Annotated in this window: 12 protein-coding genes; 7 read left to right on the forward strand and 5 right to left on the reverse strand. The window is 64.5% G+C overall.

The window, feature by feature from the left end:
• The first annotated feature begins 166 nt into the window (after window positions 1-166).
• On the forward strand, window positions 167-634 hold the full coding sequence (locus tag A5724_RS17960) for a DoxX family protein (protein WP_067804781.1): 468 nt from the start codon (window positions 167-169) through the stop codon (window positions 632-634).
• Between the two features lie 80 nt (window positions 635-714).
• Complete coding sequence (locus tag A5724_RS17965) at window positions 715-2,817, forward strand: Ig-like domain-containing protein (RefSeq protein ID WP_082965122.1); 2,103 nt, start codon at window positions 715-717, stop codon at window positions 2,815-2,817.
• Here A5724_RS17965 and A5724_RS17970 read toward each other — a convergent pair.
• The 4 genes from A5724_RS17970 to glnA are packed head-to-tail and all read right to left on the reverse strand — an operon-like array spanning window position 2,806 to window position 8,662.
• Window positions 2,806-3,666, reverse strand: a complete 861-nt coding sequence (locus A5724_RS17970) for a TIGR03619 family F420-dependent LLM class oxidoreductase (RefSeq protein WP_067804847.1) — start codon at window positions 3,664-3,666, stop codon at window positions 2,806-2,808. The genes A5724_RS17965 and A5724_RS17970 overlap by 12 nt on opposite strands.
• Window positions 3,667-3,673: 7 nt before the next feature.
• Window positions 3,674-4,309, reverse strand: coding sequence for a PaaI family thioesterase (locus A5724_RS17975; RefSeq protein ID WP_067804788.1), 636 nt, complete (start codon window positions 4,307-4,309; stop codon window positions 3,674-3,676).
• Between the two features lie 10 nt (window positions 4,310-4,319).
• Window positions 4,320-7,295, reverse strand: a complete 2,976-nt coding sequence (locus A5724_RS17980) for a bifunctional [glutamine synthetase] adenylyltransferase/[glutamine synthetase]-adenylyl-L-tyrosine phosphorylase (RefSeq protein ID WP_067804791.1) — start codon at window positions 7,293-7,295, stop codon at window positions 4,320-4,322.
• Between the two features lie 26 nt (window positions 7,296-7,321).
• On the reverse strand, window positions 7,322-8,662 hold the full coding sequence (gene glnA, locus A5724_RS17985) for a type I glutamate--ammonia ligase (RefSeq protein ID WP_067804794.1): 1,341 nt from the start codon (window positions 8,660-8,662) through the stop codon (window positions 7,322-7,324).
• Between the two features lie 397 nt (window positions 8,663-9,059).
• Here glnA and A5724_RS17990 point away from each other — a divergent pair, with 397 nt between their 5' ends.
• Together A5724_RS17990 and wrbA are read left to right on the forward strand one after the other, a co-directional pair.
• On the forward strand, window positions 9,060-10,616 hold the full coding sequence (locus A5724_RS17990; protein WP_067804797.1) for a GMC family oxidoreductase: 1,557 nt from the start codon (window positions 9,060-9,062) through the stop codon (window positions 10,614-10,616).
• 164 nt (window positions 10,617-10,780) lie between these two features.
• Window positions 10,781-11,410: an NAD(P)H:quinone oxidoreductase gene (gene wrbA / locus A5724_RS17995; protein WP_067804799.1), complete on the forward strand. Its 630-nt coding sequence runs from the start codon at window positions 10,781-10,783 to the stop codon at window positions 11,408-11,410.
• On the opposite strand, the gene A5724_RS18000 is transcribed toward wrbA, so the two are convergent.
• Window positions 11,407-12,012, reverse strand: coding sequence for a TetR/AcrR family transcriptional regulator (locus tag A5724_RS18000; RefSeq protein ID WP_067804802.1), 606 nt, complete (start codon window positions 12,010-12,012; stop codon window positions 11,407-11,409). The genes wrbA and A5724_RS18000 overlap by 4 nt on opposite strands.
• 288 nt (window positions 12,013-12,300) lie before the next feature.
• Between A5724_RS18000 and A5724_RS18005 the strand changes: the two genes are divergently transcribed.
• The 3 genes from A5724_RS18005 to A5724_RS18015 all read left to right on the forward strand — a co-directional run bounded on the left by A5724_RS18005 (window position 12,301) and on the right by A5724_RS18015 (window position 14,935).
• Entirely contained in the window at window positions 12,301-13,017 is a 717-nt protein-coding gene (locus A5724_RS18005) for an SDR family oxidoreductase (protein WP_067804805.1), read from the forward strand.
• Window positions 13,018-13,062: 45 nt separating this feature from the next.
• Window positions 13,063-13,974 carry an alpha/beta hydrolase gene (locus tag A5724_RS18010; protein WP_067804807.1) on the forward strand — a complete coding sequence of 304 codons (912 nt, stop codon included), beginning with the start codon at window positions 13,063-13,065 and terminating at the stop codon, window positions 13,972-13,974.
• Window positions 13,975-14,245: 271 nt separating this feature from the next.
• Window positions 14,246-14,935, forward strand: a complete 690-nt coding sequence (locus A5724_RS18015) for a LuxR C-terminal-related transcriptional regulator (protein ID WP_369830648.1) — start codon at window positions 14,246-14,248, stop codon at window positions 14,933-14,935.
• The last annotated feature ends 12 nt before the right edge of the window (window positions 14,936-14,947 follow it).

The following is a 14,947-nucleotide window of genomic DNA, read 5'->3' on the forward strand; positions in this document are numbered from 1 at the left end:
ATGCTGTCAGATAGGGAAACGCCCGATTCCTCGCGACCGGCTAACCCCTAGCGTCATTCCTCGGGGGGAGCCGCGTCATGCGGCCGGTGCTCCCATGCCCCACCGGCCGCACGACGTTCCGGCGTTGCAGTCACGGCGGGCGAGTCACAGCCGTAGGGTCAAACCCATGACGACCAAACTGGACTCACGCCTCACGACGTACTCCCCGGCGGTGCTGAGCCTGTTCCGCGTGGTGTTCGGATTCCTCTTCACGCTCTTCGGCACCTCGAAACTGTTCGACTGGCCCATCGCATTCGGCATCCCGACGGGCAACTGGCCGATCTGGTATGCAGGCATCATCGAGTTCGTTGCCGGCCTGCTGATCATGTTCGGGTTGTTCACCCGCATCGCCGCCTTCATCGCGTCAGGCCATATGGCCGTCGCCTACTTCTGGCAGCACCAACCGCATGCGCTGTGGCCGATCGTCGGTCCGGAGATGGGCGGCAACGGTGGGCTGCCCACGATCCTGTTCTGCTTTGCCTTCTTCTTGCTCGTCTTCACCGGCCCCGGCGCGTATGCGCTGGACACAATGCGCGCCGGACGGCTGAAACAGCGAAGATGGTCACCAACAACAGCTAATCTACGGCAAAGTTAATTAGCAGGTAAAAGCGTAGGAGGGCTTTACTAGGGAAACACCTGATTCCCCTTTAGCAACAAATAGCCGATCATTGGCCAATGACCTCTGGGTCGACGGCCGACGCAGCCTCTGCACTGAGCGTGCATCAGGTGGGGGACGGCGACCGCGTCACGGGCGCGGTGACCTATCAGGCCGTCATCGGATCGGACGAGGCGGCGGTCGCGCTGTCGTTCACCCGACCGCGCGACGGCGTCGTCACCGACCTGGGCTACGGCATGTTCCGCTATACACCCAACGCACGGGTCAACGCCCAGACCGACAGCTTCGTCGTCACCGCGTCCGAGGGCCGCGGCCGGCTACTGAGTTCGATCATCACTTGGGTCAACGACAACCATGCTCCTGTCGTGGTCGCGCCGCCGCGACTGTGGCCACCGGATCCGACGACGGGCTCGGTCACTGTTTCTCCGAATATCGTTGACCCGGACGGTGATTGGCTGACGTTCACCCTCGATGCGCCGTTCCCGCGACGCGGCTCGGTCACCATCGATTGGGACGGAACGTTCACGTACGTCCCCTACCCCACCGAACGCGACGACACCGCCGCCGGCGAGGAGACACTGGGCTTCCGCGCGGTCGACCCTCGAGGCGCCAGCGCCTACATCACCGTCACCGTGCCGATCAGCCCGCGCCGCGTCGAGCCCGCACCGGATACCGACTCGACCGCACACAGTCCCGACCCCGCCACCGGGGTGGTCACCGGCACCTGTGGAGTGGCCGCCGACGGTTACACCTACTCGGCCAGCGCCGCCTCGAAGGGCACCGTCGTCATCAACGCGAAGACCGGCGTGTGGGCGTATCGTCCCGCCGTCGCGGCGCGCCACGAGGCAGTGGCCGTCGGGGCGTCGGCGGCGCAGCGGCGCGACACGTTCACGATCACGCTGGCCAAGGGCAAGCGAACCAAAGTCGTTGTGCCCGTGTCGGTTCCGCTGGTGTCGATGAGGACGGTGCCGTCGTATGCCGTCACGGCCGAGATCCCACTCGGCGTGGTGCCCGCCGGGATCGCGATCAGCGCGCGCGGTGACCGAGTCTTCGTGACCAGCTCCGTCGACGAGGCAGCGGTCACGGTGATCCGGACCGCTGACCACACGTCGTCGCGAATTCCGCTGGCATTCCGACCGGAAGGCGTGGTGGTCGGCCCGGACGGTCGGCGGCTTTACATCGCAGACCCGGCGGGGGGTCGGGTCGCCATGCTCGACCCAGACGACGGCGCCGTGGAATACATCGCCGTCGGCGATCACCCGTTCCAGTTGGCCCTCGTCGGCGCAGATCTTTACGTGGCCAACAACCGCGACGGCACCGTCAACGTGATCGACACCATCGACAACGTCGTCGTCCGCACCATCGGGGTCGGCGGACATCCGTATGCGGTCGCCGCCGCATTGGGACAAGCCTTCGTCACCGACTACGGCTTCTACGGCGGTCAGTCCACCCGCACGATCTCGATTCTCAGCGCGCGCGGTCATGTGGTTCGGGTTGCGCCCGTCGGCTACTACCCGACCGGTGTCGCGGTGTCACCGGACAGCAGGCGGGTCTATGTGGCCAACAACGAAGGGTCGTACAGCAGCAGCGCGCATCCGGGCACCACGACGGTCGTCAACGCGTCCACCGGCGCGGTCGTCGAAACCCTGCCCGTCGGCGGCTGCGCGGTCGGCGTCTCCGACAACGGTGATCACGTGTACGTGGCCAGTCAGGGCTACGAGTCGACGTTCACCAGCAAGTTGTCGATCGTCGACCTACCGGGCGGCCAGATCGCCTCGGTACCGATCCACGGGATGCCGAATACGTTGGCGGTCAACGGCGACCGCATCTATCTGACGGACACCTGGCACTCGTCGCTGGTGCAGATCACCGCGCGGGACACCTCCGTCGTCGACACCGACGTAGCCAACGAGCCACCGAAACTGACCGTCACCGAGGTGGATTACCACCTGTATCAGGTGAGTGTGGACGATCCCGATGGTGACACCGTGACCATTGCGGCCACCCAACCGTTCTGCGGGACCGTCAATGATCTCGGCGACGGGCTGTTCCAGTACACCCCGAACGAGAGGGCGGTCGCCGGGTTCGTCGACCACTTCGCGATCACTGCCGACGACGGGCACGGCGGCGTGGTGACCCGGACCGTCGGGTTACGCGTCTAGCCCGAGATCTTTGCGAAACCTCCGCAGGCCGTCGATCTTTTCGGGCAACGACGCCTGCGGGCCGCCGTAGAACATCCATGGCATCGTGATGATTCCGGTGATGCCGTTGTCCTCGGCGCGCTTGTAGTGCTCGGCAGTGAACGCGTCGGTCAACGGCGTCAGCACTTCGAAATCGTCCATCGACAAACCGCGTTCGGCGCGCAGCTCGCGCAGCTTGCTCACCCGTTCGATGGCCTTGTCGGTGGTGATCAGGTCGCCGATCCAGCCGTCGTGGCGGGCGGCGCGGCGCAACGCGATGTCGCTGAGGCCGCCGACGTAGATCGGGATGTGCGGCGGCGTCGGCTCCATCTCAAGCCGCGGCGCCGTGTAGAACTCGCCGGAGAACTCGGTCCAGCCCGGCTGCCACAGTGCCTTCATCAGTTCGAGCATCTCGTCGGTGCGCTTGCCGCGCAGGTCGAAGCGCTGCCCCATCAAGGTGAACTCTTCCTCGCACCAGCCCACCCCGATGCCCAGCTCGAGCCGACCATCGGCCAGATAGGCCGCGGTACCAATGGATTTCGCGGCGGAGTACGGATCGCGCATGGCGGGCAAATACACCGTCGTCACGAACCGCAGACGGGACGTGACGAGCGCGACGGCGCCGATCATCACCCATGGGTCTGGCCAGTCGGTGAATGCTTCCCAGCGACGCTTACCGTCCTTGGTGTACGGGTAGGGCGTCGCCAGCGTCTCCAGGTTGATGACGTGGTCAGGGACGCCCATCCCGTCGTAGCCGAGATCGTCTGCCGCCTTGGCGATCTCGATGGCTTCGTTGGTGTCCAGGAACGCGGTACTGACATAAAACTTCATGGGCACCTCATCCCACTTCTCTGGCCCATGCAGGCCGGATGAACACGCCGTCGGCCTCGACCGTGGTGCCACCGGCGTCGCTGAGATAGCCGCGGGCGAAGGTCTTCACGCCTTCTGTGCGCTCGATGAACGCCTCTGCGCGCAGCGGCCCCAGCGGGGTACCCCGCAGGTACCGCAGTGTGATGGTGCCGGTGAACTTCGGTTTGGTCAGCCCGTCGCTGGCGGCCTCGCCGAGGATGTGGTCGAGCACCAGCGCACAGATGCCGCCGTGCACCCATCCCGGCGGACCCTCGTACGCACCGCTGAGGGTGAACTCGCTCCAGGCCCGCCCGTCGGGTTCGTGGTGGATCACCATCGGCGGGGCGATCGCATTGCGCAGTCCGACAGCGGGATTGGCCCAGGCAAGCGGGCGTCCGGTGTCCTCGTGGCGCAGCGTCGAAGTGGCGGTGCGCCGCTTCTGCTCGAGCATCGCGGTCACGGCCTCGACTGCGGCCTGCGCCTCGCGCGCGGTGGCTTCGTCGACGTCGGTGTGGATGCCCGCGTCGATCAGCTTGCGGATCGCCTCGGTCAGCGGCTCGTACAGCACCCGCTGGCGGTCGTACTCCTGCGCACTGATCACATCAAAGCCGAAATCCATACTCATTCGCTGTGCCCTATTCTCCGAAGACCTTCCGCACAACCGCTTTCGCCCGGCGCGTCACCCGCAGATAGTTGTCAAGGAACTCACCGCCGTCGTCGGTGTCCCAACCCGCCGCCAGCGCAACGGCATTGAGTTGACGGCCCGGTCCCGGCAGCTGATCGGTCGGTTTGCCGCGCACCAACACCAGCGCGTTGCGCGCCCGCGTCGCCGTCAACCAGGCCTGCCGCAGCAGTTCGACGTCGCCCTCGGCGATCAGTTCGGCGGCGCCGATGGCGTTGAGCGTGTCCAGGGTCGAAGTGCTGTGCAGCGCAGGCACTTTGTCCGCATGCCGCAGCTGAAGCAGCTGCACGGTCCACTCGATGTCGGCCAGCCCGCCACGGCCCAGCTTGGTGTGTGTGTTCGGATCCGCGCCCCTGGGCAGCCGCTCCGCGTCGACGCGCGCCTTGATCCGCCGGATCTCCTGCACCGCCGCGGCAGACACCCCGCCCGAGGGGTAGCGGGTCTTGTCGATCATCCGCAGGAAGCGCTCCCCCAGTTCGAGATCGCCTGCCACCCGATGCGCCCGCAGCAGGGCCTGCACCTCCCACGGCTGCGCATACTTCTCGTAGTACGCCTCGTATGACGACAGCGTTCTGACCAACGAGCCGTTACGGCCCTCCGGCCGCAACCCGGCGTCGACCTCCAGCGGCGGATCGGCAGACGGCGTGCCCAGCAGCGTGCGCACCTGTTCGCCGATGGTGATCGACCACCGCACCGCCGCCGACTCGTCGACACCGGGGTTCGGTTCGCATACGAACATCACGTCGGCGTCGGATCCGTAGCCCAGTTCGCCGCCACCGAGCCTGCCCATTCCGATCACCGCGATCCGGGCGGGCGCACCCTCGGCGGGCGTGTTGGCGCGGATGATCACGTCGAGCGCTGCCTGCAGCACGGCCACCCACACCGACGTCAGCGCCTTGCAGACATCGGTCACCTCGAGCATGCCGAGCAGATCCGCGGACGCGATGCGGGCCAGCTCACGCCTGCGCAACGTGCGCGCCGCCGCGATCGCCCGCACCGGATCGGCGTGCCTGCCCGCCGATGCGACCAGCGCCCGTGCCACCCCTTCGGGCTCGACTTCCAACAGCTTGGGCCCGGTGGGGCCGTCGGCGTAGAGCTGGATCACCTCCGGTGCCCGCATCAGCAGGTCCGGCACGTATGCCGACGTCCCGAGCACCTGCATCAGCCGCTTGGCCACCGCACCCTCGTCCCGCAGCGTCGACAGGTACCAGCGTTGGTCGGCCAGTTCCTCGCTGATGCGCCGGTAGGCCAGCAGACCCGCGTCGGGGTCGGGGGTGTCGGACAGCCAATCCAGCAGCGTGGGCAGCAACACCCGCTGGACCCGCCCACGCCTGCCGCTGCTGCCGGTGAGTGCGGCCAGGTGCGTCAGCGCGCTCTGCGGACCCTCGTAGCCGAGCGCGGCGAGCTGACGTTCGGCTGCCTGGGGGCTCATTGCCCCGGAAAATTCAGTGATGCCGACTGTGCCAACGGATTCCAGCAGCGGCTGATAGAACAGCTTGGCATGCAGCCGAGACACCCGCATGTTCTGGCGCTTGAGTTCCTCGCGCAGCACGCCCAGCGCGTCATGGCGGCCGTCGGGCCGCACATGCGCGGCCCGCGCCAGCCACCGCAGCGCCTCGTCGTCGTTTTCGTCGGGAAGCATGTGGGTGCGCTTGAGCCGCTGCAGTTGGAGCCGATGCTCCAGCAGCCGCAGAAACTCATATGACGCAGTCATGTTCGCGGCGTCGTCGCGGCCGATGTACCCGCCCGCACCCAGCGCGGCCAACGCATCGACCGTCGACGCCACATGCAGCGAGGTGTCGTTGCGGCCGTGCACCAGTTGCAGCAACTGCACCGCGAACTCGACATCGCGCAGCCCGCCGGTGCCCAACTTGATCTCCCGCGCCCGCACCCCGGCTGGCACGAGTTCCTCGACCCGGCGGCGCATCGCCTGTACCTCGGGCACGAAGTCCTCACGTTGGCTGGCCGTCCACACCATCGGCATCAGCGCGTCGACGTACTGGCGGCCCAACTCCGCATCGCCTGCCGCGGGCCGCGCCTTGAGTAGCGCCTGGAACTCCCACGTCTTGGCCCACCGCTCGTAGTAGGCGATGTGCGACTCCAGGGTGCGCACCAGTTGGCCGTGCTTGCCTTCCGGCCGCAGCGCGGCGTCCACCTCGAAGAAGGCGTCGCCTGCGAACCGCATCATCTCGCCAGCCAGCCGGGTCGCAATGGCGTCGGCGGGATCGGCCGCGAAGATGACGTCGACGTCGCTGACATAGTTCAGCTCGCGCGCACCGCATTTGCCCATCGCGATCACCGCGATCCGCGGGGCCCCGTCGTCCCCGCAGACCGAGCGGGTGGCGACCGTCAGCGCGGCGCCGAGCGCGGCGTCGGCCAGGTCCGACAGATGCTCACCGACGGTGGGAAACGGCAGCACGGGTTCGTTCTCCACCACCGGCGCGAGGTCCAGCGCCGCCAGCACCAGCAGCCGGTCGCGGTAGAGGGTTCGCAGCGGCGCCACCGCGGGCGCTGTGTCTCTGCCGATTTCGACGCTCTCCGCGATCTCGGCGAACGTCGCGCGCAACTCGTCGGCGGACGGCAGCGCGATGTCACCGGACAGCAGACGCCACGACCCGGGGTTGGCGACCAGATGGTCGCCGAGGGCCAGCGACGAGCCCAGCACACCGAACAGCCGGCCGCGCAGCGCCTTGTCCTTGAGCAGCGCGTGGTTGAGTTCGTCCCAGTCGGCGCCCATGGCGTCGGCGAGTCGGACGATTGCGTGCAGGGCTTCATCTGCGTCGGGAGCCCGCGACAGCGACCACAGCAGTTCGACGTGTGCGTCGGTGTTCCACCCGAGCCGGTCCAGGTCCGCGGTCGCGGACGCCTCGACCAGCCCCAGCCGGCCCACGCTTGGCAGCTTCGGTCGCTGCGTCGCAGGTTTGGCCACGTCGGAGACGTTATCGCGAGCGTCAGCTACAGCGACAGGTAGGTCTTCAGCTCGAACGGCGTCACGTGGCTGCGGTAGTTTTCCCACTCCGTGCGCTTGTTGCGCAGGAAGTAGTCGAAGACGTGCTCCCCCAACGCTTCCGCGACCAGTTCGGAGTTCTCCATCTCGGTCAGCGCGACGCCGAGGCTGCCGGGTAGTTCCTTGTAGCCCATCGCGCGGCGCTCCTCGGCCGTCAGGCTCCACACGTTGTCCTCGGCCTGCGGGCCAAGCACGTAATTCTTCTCGATGCCGCGCAGGCCCGCCGCCAGCAGCACGGCGAACGTCAGGTACGGATTGCACGCCGAATCGGGGCTTCGCACCTCCACGCGTCGCGAGGACGCCTTGCGCGGGGTGTACATCGGCACCCGCACCAACGCCGAGCGGTTGGCGGCGCCCCAGGACGCGGCCGTCGGCGCCTCGCCGCCGTGCACCAATCGCTTATAGGAGTTCACCCACTGGTTGGTGACGGCGCTGATCTCCTGGGCGTGTTCGAGGATGCCTGCGATGAACGACTTCGCGACGTCGGAGAGTTGCAGCGGGTCGTCGGGGCTGTGGAAGGCGTTGGTCTCGCCCTCGAACAGGCTCATGTGCGTGTGCATGGCCGAGCCGGGATGTTCGGCAAAAGGCTTGGGCATGAACGAGGCTCGCACCCCGTCGCCGATGGCGACCTCCTTGACCACGTACCGGAACGTCATCACGTTGTCGGCCATGGACAGCGCGTCGGCGTAGCGCAGGTCGATCTCCTGCTGACCCGGTGCGCCCTCGTGGTGGCTGAACTCGACCGAGATGCCCATCTGCTCCAGGGCGTCGATGGCGTGCCTGCGGAAGTTCGGCGCCGCGTCGTGCACCGCCTGGTCGAAGTAGCCGCCGTTGTCGGCGGGCACCGGCGGGCTGCCGTCCTCCTCGCCGGGCTTCAGCAGGAAGAACTCGATCTCCGGGTGGACGTAGCAGGAGAAGCCGAGGTCGCTGGCCTTGGACAGCTGACGACGCAGCACGTGCCGCGAGTCGGCCCACGACGGCGAACCGTCGGGCATGGTGATGTCGCAGAACATCCGCGCCGAGTGATGTTTGCCCGAACTGCTGGTCCACGGCAGCACCTGGAAGGTCGACGGATCGGGACGGGCCACCATGTCGGCCTCCGACACGCGGGCGAAGCCCTCGATCGCCGAACCGTCGAAACCGATGCCCTCTTCGAAGGCGCCTTCGAGTTCGGCGGGCGCGATCGCCACCGACTTCAGGTATCCGAGCACGTCGGTGAACCACAACCGGACGAAGCGGATATCGCGTTCTTCCAGCGTGCGCAGCACGAATTCCTTCTGCCGATCCATGACCGCAGCGTAGGTTCGCGCTGTTAAATCTGTGTTACACGAGCGCTGCTTTTGGCATGCGGTTTGCGCCCCAGCGGACTGTCCAGGGCACTTTCGGCATTCGCGGCAGACCGAGGGTATCGAGCAGTCTCTGGAGTTTCTGGTGCATCAGGCGCGTCCCCGGCAGGCATGCCGGCCAGCACCGTGCGCCGGCGTGCTGATACCCACCACATCAGCCCCGGACCTAATTGATACCGATCCCACCCGCGGCCCAACTCATCCAGCCCGTGATGTTACCCATGTCAACCATAACCAGTGGCCTGAGTGGTTTCTGTGGATGTGGTTCGCGATGAACTGTTTTGGTGGTGGGTGCGTTTGAGTGGCATAGCGATCGCTATATCAAACTGAGGAGGGCGTTGTGGGCGGTGCGTTGGAGTCGCGGTACGACTTTGTTGTGTGTGGTGCCGGAACGTCGGGGTCGGTCGTGGCGCGTCGACTTGCCGAGAACCCGCAGGTGTCGGTATTGCTGGTGGAGGCTGGCGGTACTGATGAAGTTGACAGCGTGAGGCAGGCTGACCAGTGGACGCTGAATCTGGGCAGTGAACGTGACTGGGGGTTTGCGGCTGAGCCTGATGAGCGGATTCATGGTCGGGCGCTGCCCTTTTCGATGGGCAAGGGACTCGGTGGGGGTTCGAGTATCAATGCGATGATTTGGGCGCGCGGACACCGCAGTGACTGGGATCACTTCGCCGACGAGTCCGGGGAGACGTCCTGGAGATACGAGCGGGTGTTGGATCTCTACCGCACTATCGAGGACTGGCAGGGTAGCGGGGAATCGCTTCACCGCGGTCGGGGTGGACTTGTTTTCGTCGCGCCGGCTGCCGGTCCGCACCCGTTGGCCCCGACGGTGTTGGAGGCGGCCAAGGGGTTCGGGATTCCGACCTATCAGAGTCCGAACGGGCGGTTGATGGAGGAGAACCGTGGTGCTGCGGTCACGGACATGCGTATCCGCGACGGGCAACGTGTCTCGGTGTTCCGCAGCTATGTGGGCCCCTATCTGGACAAGCCCAATCTGACCGTGCTCACCCAGGCACTGGTCAAGCGGGTGATGTTCCAGGGCACCCGCGTGACCGGTGTTGAAATCGAACACGCCGGAGCGACACATCAGGTCGCTGCCAGCACCGAAGTCGTGCTGTCGCTGGGCGCTGTTCACACACCGAAGGTGCTGATGCAGTCCGGGATCGGTGACGTGACCGAACTGCGTCGCCTGGGCATCCCCGTGGTGCAGCATCTACCAGGAGTGGGCCAAAACTTCCAGGACCACTTTGGCTTTGACTGCGTATGGGAGCTGCCCGCGACCGTCCCCGGTAGCACACAAGTCCAAGCCGCCCTGTTCTGGGACTCCGGACTCAACACGGACATCGACGGACCCGACCTGTTCGCGTGCATGGGACCATTCCCTAAAGCCACCGCCGAAAACGCCGCCAAATACGGCCTGCCGCAGAACGCATGGACACTGTGCGGCGCACCATCACACCCCAAAAGCCGCGGCCAGCTACGCCTCACCGGACCCCGCCCCACCGACCCCATCCAGATCCAGGCCAACGCGCTAGCCGAACCCGACGACCTCAAAACAGCCATCGCCTGCGTGGAGACACTGCGTGAAATCGGCAACAGCGCCGAACTACGTCCGTTCGTCACCCGAGAGGCCATGCCCACCAACACCTCAGGTGCCGAACTGGAAAGCTACCTACGCAACGCCGTCACCACCTACTGGCACCAATCCGGCACTGCCAAAATGGGCCGCGACAACATGTCAGTGGTCGACGGCCACCTCAACGTCTACGGCACCACCGGTCTACGCATCGCCGACGCCTCCATCATGCCCCGCATCACGACCGCCAACACCATGGCACCCTGCGTCATCATCGGCGAACAAGCAGCCCACTTCACCAAGACCCAACACAAAACCTAAACACTCGCACGTGGCTGAGAACCGGCCCACCTATGAAAGCGCTGCGTGTTGATCAACGATTCCCTGAGTAACTATCGCTACCCCAACGCTTCTCACGCAGTGATTAATTGTCATAACAGTAGACACAGAGCGACCAGAGCCTTACCTTCTCGACATGGAGGACCGTGACCCCAGGACAGGCCACCCGGCTATCTGTCATTTACTACTCGGCTACCGGGCACGGAGCCGCGATGGCTCGCGAGGTCGCTGACGCCGGCGAAGCCGTCGGAGCTGAGGTGCGTCTGCGCCGCATCGCCGAACAAGCGGATCCGGCGGCCGTGGCAGCCGACCCGATATGGGCCGCCAATCTCTCTGCCGGCCAGCAGATTCCAATCGCGAGCCGAGAAGATGTGCTGTGGTCCGATGCCATCGTTTTCGGGACCCCGACTCGATACGGCAATCAGGCCTGGCAGTTCAGGGTGTTCATCGACTCCCTGACCCCGCTGTTCCTCGAGGGCAGGCTTGCCAACAAGGCGTATTCTGCCTTCACGTCTGGCCGGACCCAGCACGGCGGCCAAGAATCAACGCTGTTGAACATCTACGTCACCTTGATGCACTTCGGTGGCATCCTGGTGCCGCCCGGATTCACCGAGGAATTGAAGTGGGCAGACGGTAACCCCTACGGTGTCAGTCATGTCACGGGCATGGACAACAGCGCAGCAGTCTCTGAGGCGACGGTGGCAGCGTTGCATCATCTCGCCAAACGCGTAGTGTGCGTTGCCAACTGCATCAAAGGACGACTGTCTCTCAGTTAGGCAACTGGTTTACGCTTCTCCGGTACCGAGACCAGCTGATTGGCTGTTTTCCGCACAGAGGCAATGACTTCCGACTGTGTGGCGCTGCTGGACATGGCGCGTGAGATCGTAATCGCCCCCACCATCAGCGAAACGATGCTCCATGCGCGCCGCATCCGATCAGCTCGAGGACCGTCGAGTGCATCTGCTATTCGCTCAGCCATCGCCAAGATATTGCGCTCGTAGCCCGTCCGGGTGCGAGTGCTTGCCCGAGCAACGTCCGCACTCAGCGCTGGCATAACGCAGCCGTTGGCTGGGTCTGCGACATGGTGGTCACTGATGTAGTCCGCGATGAACTTCTTCACCAGTGACCGAAGTTCGGCTTTCGTAGTAGCGGATTCGCTCTCGGAGAGAAGCGGCTCACCGACGGCTGCGTCGACGATCGCCTTCAACATCTCTTCTTTATTCGCGAAGTTGGAATAAAACGCCCCAGAGGTGACACCCGCTGCCGCGGCGAGCCCGTCGACCCCAATTCCGTTGAAGCCGGCCACCTTCATCGAAGTCAAACCAGCCTCCAGTAGGGAGGCTCGCGCTTTTACCTTCTGATCCGGTGGATATCGCATTAACACCCCTTGTGACAGCGTTTTCAACGGAATAGTACGAGTTTACCCCCATAACGTAACTACCGCTATCAATACATCGGCGTCGTGACAGCCGTCCGGAGTCGTTCGGTTGCTGGCAGCCACTGCGGCGGGATTGAATCACGACAGCAATGACATCCCGAATCAACTGCGCGCACTCTGCCGACGCGCGGGGGATCGCTCGCGTGCGCACTTGATACCTCGGGGGTATCGACATTGCCTTGAAAAGGTCTTGGACACACCCGTCCGGGGACCGCAAGGCTGGTAGCCATGAGCTTGCAGAATCAACGCGTCCTAATTGTTGGTGGAACGTCGGGCATTGGCCTGGCTGTGGCTGCGGCGGTCGCCGAGCGTGGCGCCACGCCCATCGTTGTGTCACGCGCGCAGTCGAGTGTTGATCGCGCGCTGGCCCTCTTGCCCGCCGGCGCCCACGGTGCCACCGTCGATCTCACCGATATGGCGGCCGTCGAGCAGCTTGCCGAGGACATCGGGTCCGTCGATCACCTCGTCTATACCGCAGGCGAGCCGTTGGAAGCCGTACCTCTGACAGGCCTGACTCCAGCGGTGATCTCGAGCTTTTACCAAACCCGCTTCATCGGTGCATGCAGCACGGTGCGAATGTTCGCACCGCGTCTGCCCGCGACCGGTTCGATCACCCTGACCAGCGGGTCGGCGAGCGAGCAACCTGAGTTCGGCGCCCTTCCTGTGAGCCTCTGTGGCGCGATGAACGCTTTGACTACCGCGCTGGCCGTCGAGCTTGCGCCAGTGCGGGTGAATGCAGTTGCCCCCGGCGTGGTGCGCTCCCCGCTGTGGAGGAATTTGGACGGCGCCGATCGTGAAGCGATGTTCTCCATGACGGCCGAACAGATCCCGCTCGGTCGTATCGGCGAGGTGGACGACGCGGCACAGGCGTACTTGTACTGCATCGAGCAGAAGTTCTCGACCGGTGCCGTGATCAAGGTCGACGGCGGAAGCGTCCTGGTTTAACCCAGGCGGCAGTCAACGCGATTCGACGTCGGAAAGGTGTTGGACATGGTTCGTGAGGATGTGGTGTTTGACGCCGAAGGCGCATCGCTACACGCCTGGTTTTACCCGGCGAACGGTGCCGTTGACCGGAGTCCGTGTGTGGTCATGGCGCACGGATGGACGTCAACAAAGAGGATCTATCTCGACAAGTTCGCCGAGGTTTTCGCACGAGCCGGGTTGGCAGTGCTGGTGTTTGACAACCGCGGCTGGGGAGAATCAGGCACAGCTCCCGGCCAACCGCGCCACGAAGTGGATCCGTGGGAGCAGATCCGTGATTATCAGCACGCGATCAGTGTCGCTCAGAACCGTGCCGAGGTGGACCCCAATCGAATTGGTGTGTGGGGAACGAGTTTTTCTGCAGCGCACGCCTTCGTTGTCGCCGCGATCGACCGACGCGTGAAGGCAGTGTGCGGCCAGGCGCCGTTCATAAGCGGCCGGGCAACCTACGCCAACCTCGCGCGGGTGAACAATGTGGTAGTTGGTCCGGACGTATTCACTATGGATCGGCGCGCCCGCGCCGCCGGCGAACCCGCAACGATGATCCCTGTGGTGGGCACAGACCCCTCTGTGCTTGTGGGTTTGCCAACTCCGGATTCCTATGAGTTCTTCACCCATGCGCGCGAAACGCTGGATCCGGACTGGCCTAACGAGGTGACGCTGCGTAGCCTGGACAACTTCTATGGCTATGAGCCAGCACGCTATCTGCCGGATATCACACCCACTCCCCTTCTGATGATCGTCGGCCGCGACGACGGGCTTACCGGTGGAAATCTGGCGACGGCGGCGTATGCAACGGCGGCCGAACCCAAGAAGCTCGTCTTGCTTGCCGGCGGACACTTTTCTGCATACACCGGTGAAGGCTTCACTGTGGCTTCCGAGGCTGCGCGAGATTGGTTCACGACGCATCTGTCGGTCTAGTCCGACGCATGGAGCTTCGGCGCTCAGCTCAGACGGTAGGAGCATCTCAGCCGAGATCCGGTTGACGATTGAGATAGCGCTCTTCCATACCGACCGCTATCTTAGGCGTCGCGCCTTGCGTCATGTTAGGAGAACGGGGTGGGTCCCATATGCCGTACCGACCGCTATCCCTACATGAAGTCCCAGCGCCCGGACGAGCGGTAAACATCAATCAACGGAAGGCGCGTCATCAGCGCACACACGGGTCGCTGAATTGGATGCCGTAACGGTGGTGATCGCCAACGACAGCGTTCTGCTGCGCGAAGGGCTGGCGAGCCTGCTCGATCGATCCGGCTTCACCGTGGTCGGGCAGGCTGCCGACGGAACCGAACTGTTGACATTGGTCGAGGAGTTGCAACCCAATGCAGTGATTGTTGATATTCGAATGGCTCCGTCATATTCCACCGAGGGACTCGACGCTGCGCTCGCGATCCGTGCAAAGTACCCTCAAACGGCGATCATGTTGCTCTCCGAGCATGTTGACGTATCCGACGCGACGTCGCGACTGCTGAGCGAACCCTCTACTGGTTATCTTCTCAAGTCGGAGGTGTCCGATGTGCCGACTTTTCTCCATGCTCTCGAGATGATCACGCAGGGGTCGGTGGTAATCGATCGCACTCTGATCGGGATGTTGATGGCGGCGCGTCGAGTGAATGATCCGCTGGAGATGCTCAGTAGCCGCGAAAAGCAAGTTCTCGCACTAGTTGCCGAAGGCCTTTCCAACGCGGCGATTGCGCGGCGGCTGGAGGTCAACAATCGAACCATCGAGGTGTACATAAGACGAGTTTTTCGAAAACTGGGTCTCCGAACCTCTGATGACGACCACCGTAGGGTTCGCGCCATGCTCACGTATTTGCAGGCACGTAATCCGCTCAGCGGCCAATGTGCACAGCGGCTCACGACCGAGCGACTGGACCCGTGAGATCGAGGATGA

This window comes from Mycobacterium sp. ACS1612, assembly GCF_001667505.1.
GTDB lineage: Bacteria > Actinomycetota > Actinomycetes > Mycobacteriales > Mycobacteriaceae > Mycobacterium.